We start from the raw sequence: 4092 nt of genomic DNA on the forward strand, positions 1-4092 counted from the left end.
GCAAATCCGCCGCATAATCAAACCAACCAGATGAGCCACATCCTCTCTTAGATCAGAGCGCCATCTGTCCCAAAATCCCTGACGACGGACATCCGTCAGCCACTGATCATATGGTTGACAGTACCTCTGGCTCTCATTGGAGTCGTCTGGGGGCTCGCGGCAACCAGAACGCCACTCGAATTTATGGCAATACTGGGTATTTTGTCTCTAACAGGGATGCTAATCAAAAACGCTATCGTCCTTATTGACGAAACCGATACTCAGATTGCTGGTGGAAAACCTCGATTGCAGGCTGTTGTCGACTCAGCTGTTCTACGCGTCCGCCCAGTGGCACTGGGAGTACTTACTACTGTACTTGGAGTAATGCCTTTGCTGTGGGATCCATTTTTTGAGTCGCTCGCAGTGGTGATTATCTGCGGTTTGAGTTTTGCGACCGTTCTTACGCTGATAGTAGTGCCGACTCTGTACTCAATATTCTTTAGAATAAATGAGGACGAAATAGCGGCTTAGTAACTAACCTTCAGATCCTCATCTCCGCAAGACATATCACGCTTTCGCCATGTTCCAGGTTTTAAGTACGTGCTTTTGCATTGACCTGCTGATTTGGATCGACCTTCTATTCGCGCGTCCTTGCCAGACCTGCAGAAATCTAGGTCTCCAAGTGCGGAAACTAACTTTTTTCGCAATCCTCTAGCATTCTTGGTTCAGAACAGAGATTCTGTTGGAACATTGCGAACAGTAAGTTTGCCTGACCAAACCTCTGCTCGTTCGGCGTTTGCCGAAAGACATTTTTTCTGAGCCGTTCTCGTAGATATCCAAAATCTGCTTTCTGTGCATTTCTGACGTTCTGCGGCCGGAAGGCTGCTCACCTGCGAATTGGAGCTTTGTCCGCAAGGCGGAATTGCATACATTGGATTAATTGTCCGGATTGGGCTGCGACCGGTCAATTATGATTGCTGCGGAGAACGGCAGCCCTGAGCCCAAAGCAGACACGCTCGTAACAAAATGATATGGTCCTAGAACTAGAGGCGCTCTTACATTCAGGAACCGTACTTTGCGGAGGTCGGATGAATGATCATGCGCATTTTTCAGGTCGTGGCTCGGCCAGGCAAAGAGGAAGAGTTCAGCAAGTTCTTCCATGAAACAGCCATACCCTTGATGAGGGGCACTAAGGGTATCGTTCAAGTGTTTCCTGGTGCCGCACGTGCTGACACACCACGAGAGTTCAGCTTTGTCATGGTGTGGGAAAACCTAGAGTCACTAAAGGCTTTTGTCGGCGAAAACTACCAGAGCCCGCATATCGATCCGGCAGAGGCCGAATTAGTCGAGTCGCGTTCTATCAAGCATTACGAACTGGTCCAATAAGAGCCATGGCTTGAACAATAGGAAACAACTCGGGGGGAATAATGATCAAAGGGAAATGCGGCTGTGGAGCCGTAACATATCAGATGACTTCGCCACCCATGTTCGTGCATTGCTGCCACTGTCGCGAATGCCAGCGACAAACCGGAGCAGCCTACGTCTTGAACGCTATCATTGAAGCTGACCGAGTGAAGTTCGAGGGGCCAATCACCGAAAATGAGCTCTCCACTCCAAGCGGGAAAGGTCAGATTGTTACGCGCTGTAGGGATTGTGGAGTCGCCGTTTTCAGCAGCTACATGATCCGCCTTGGCAAGTTAAGGTACGTGCGCGTCGGAACACTGAACGACCCGGATCAGTGTCCTCCGGACGTACAGATTTTTACTAGCAGCAAACAGGCCTGGGTGCCGCTCAGCGAGGAGATTCCTATCTTCGAGGAATTTTACAGCTTCGACGAGGTGTGGCCGCAGAATTCGTTGGAACGTTTGGAGACTGCTCTAGCCTGACGAATCAGTCGCTGAGGCTTAATGGCAGCTCTGTCCGCAACGCGGTCATTGATAGGCTGCGTAGCGAACGACCGCTCCGAGCCAAAGCGGACATGTTCGTTCCACATATTATGTGCGTCCTCAGGGAGAGGGACCGCAAAAGCTTTGGTGCTCGCGATACCCTGGAACTTGCACAATAAACATGGCCCATCGCGCTGCGTTTCACTAAGCTGGCTGAGTTTTCCTGGTTCGTGGAGGAACGATTGTGCGGTGGATAAGACCACTGATTGCCGGAGTATCCCTCCCGTGCCTGCTTTTAGGTCTTCTGTTCTTTGCAGCCTCGCTGACCCCCTCCCTCATTCCACGCGAGCCAATGGTTCAGGGATTATTAGGCGGGATCTTGGTGGCGCTTGGCTACCTACTGGGGCGTGTGCTCGAACTTATTTGGCAGGCCGCAGATCTGCCTCGCATGCGCGGACGTCTAGCGCTTGTTGGCAACATTGTCTTTGCAGCTCTTGTTGCCGGATTTTCAATATGGACGCTGACTTTCAGCTTTGAATGGCAGAATGAGTTACGCGCAAAAATGGGGATGGAGCTTGCAGATGCAAAGCACCTGGCGCAGATCCTCTTGGCAGGGACCGGAACCTTTGCGCTTTTTTTTCTGATCGGCGCGTTCGTGGCGGCCCTGTTCCGATGGGTCAGGGACCGCTTCTATCGCTTCATGCCGCCGCGCCGAGCCAATGTTCTGGGCGTTGTGACGGTCGCCCTGCTGCTCTTCGTCGTCACCCGCGACGGCATTTTCGACCGGGTGGTCACGGGCGTGGATGAAAGCTTCGAGGCCGCTCAGATGCTTTTTGATATCGCGCCTGACCTGCCCGAAAGACCGGATCAGGCTGGTTCCGAAGCGTCTCTGATTGACTGGGCGGCGATGGGTCAACCTGGTCGAGATTTCGTCCTGGATGGACCGGATGCCGAAGCGATTTCCGCCTTCACAGGCAAACCCGCGCAGGACCCTATTCGGGTTTATGTCGGCCGGGCGAACGGCGAATCACCGCAAGAGCGGGCTGAACTGGCACTTGCCGAGCTAAAACGGCTGAGGGCTTTTGATCGGGAAGTTCTGATCGTTACTAGCCCCACAGGAACCGGTTGGATGGACCCGGGTTCTCACGATCCGGTGGAATACATGCACAATGGCGATATCGCGACGGTTAGCGCCCAGTATTCCTACCTACAATCTCCTCTGGCACTGGTTCTAGAAACCCGGACCGGCCTCGATCAGGCGACCGCGCTTCTCGACGTGGTGCACTCCTATTGGCGGACGCTGCCAAAGGATCGCCGCCCAAGATTTTACGTGCATGGTCTGAGCCTTGGTGCCTGGTCGTCGATGCATGCCACCAACCTCTTCCGCCTTGCTGACGACCCGATCGATGGAGCCTTCTGGGCCGGCCCGCCGTTTCCGTCACGGTTCTGGCAGCAAGCGCAAAACGCGCGCGAACCTGGCAGTCCATGGGTGCTCCCCATCATTGGGAACGGATCGTTCGTCCGATTTGCGTCTCACTTCTCGGATGCCTCTCAAGCCATCGCCGACTGGGGGGACATGCGGATCGTATTCCTGCAGTATTCCAGCGATCCGATCGTTTTCTACGATCCGAGTTCCCTTTGGCGGGCACCGCCCTGGATGAACGAACCTCCGGCTGAAGATGTCTCAAAGCAACTCGTCTTCATACCGGTAGTCACGCAGTTTCAGTTGGCCCTCGACATGGCGTTATCTTTTGGTACGCCACCAGGACATGGACACGCCTATTTTGCGCAGGATTACATCTCGCCCTGGGTCGAGGTCACGGCCCCTGCGGACTGGACTGCTACTGACACCAAACGGCTGAAAGCGCACTGCGATATCGGGTACCAGCTTGGATGCCGGAACCGGTGAACCAGTGTTAACGTTCCTTAATCTGTCTTGCGAGCTCGGCACAGGCCGTCGATAGAAGCTGAGAGATTATTCCGCATTCCTGAGAAGCGGCGCGCAAGGCGAGCGTCTGCTTCGGGCTAATTCTTTTGAAAAACTCTTGCTTGATCGACGCACTAGTCGCTGATTCAATTCCCTTACTGATCGGGAGAATGAGCGATGATGGAGCCAAGGCAGCAAGCACAAGGGTTACTGTTCTACGAGTTCTCGCTTGAGGATCATGTCCCGCAATACCATATTCTTCGAGATATAGGCCGGTTCGTCGAACTGTCTGATATCCGT

At 53.6% G+C, this 4092-nt stretch carries 4 protein-coding genes; all 4 read left to right on the top strand.

Annotation, left to right across the window (positions count from 1 at the left end):
• Nucleotides 1-102 precede the first annotated feature (102 nt).
• The gene (locus ACR0CG_RS23590) at nucleotides 103-510 is read left to right on the top strand and encodes an efflux RND transporter permease subunit (RefSeq protein ID WP_480527929.1); all 408 of its coding nucleotides are present in this window, start codon (nucleotides 103-105) and stop codon (nucleotides 508-510) included.
• 561 nt (nucleotides 511-1071) lie between these two features.
• Nucleotides 1072-1365, top strand: a complete 294-nt coding sequence (locus ACR0CG_RS23595; RefSeq protein ID WP_170817364.1) for a hypothetical protein — start codon at nucleotides 1072-1074, stop codon at nucleotides 1363-1365.
• Between the two features lie 41 nt (nucleotides 1366-1406).
• Complete coding sequence (locus ACR0CG_RS23600; protein WP_170817365.1) at nucleotides 1407-1865, top strand: GFA family protein; 459 nt, start codon at nucleotides 1407-1409, stop codon at nucleotides 1863-1865.
• Nucleotides 1866-2109: 244 nt separating this feature from the next.
• The gene (locus tag ACR0CG_RS23605; protein WP_480527927.1) at nucleotides 2110-3774 is read left to right on the top strand and encodes an alpha/beta hydrolase; all 1665 of its coding nucleotides are present in this window, start codon (nucleotides 2110-2112) and stop codon (nucleotides 3772-3774) included.
• Nucleotides 3775-4092 lie beyond the last annotated feature (318 nt).

It is taken from the genome of Ruegeria sp. AB8 (assembly GCF_056542605.1).

What these genes read in the sequence shown, in the direction of transcription:
- ACR0CG_RS23595 (WP_170817364.1), top strand. Translation starts at nt 1,072, where the DNA reads ATGATCATGCGCATTTTTCAGGTCGTGGCTCGGCCAGGCAAAGAGGAA.
- ACR0CG_RS23600 (WP_170817365.1), top strand. Translation starts at nt 1,407, where the DNA reads ATGATCAAAGGGAAATGCGGCTGTGGAGCCGTAACATATCAGATGACT.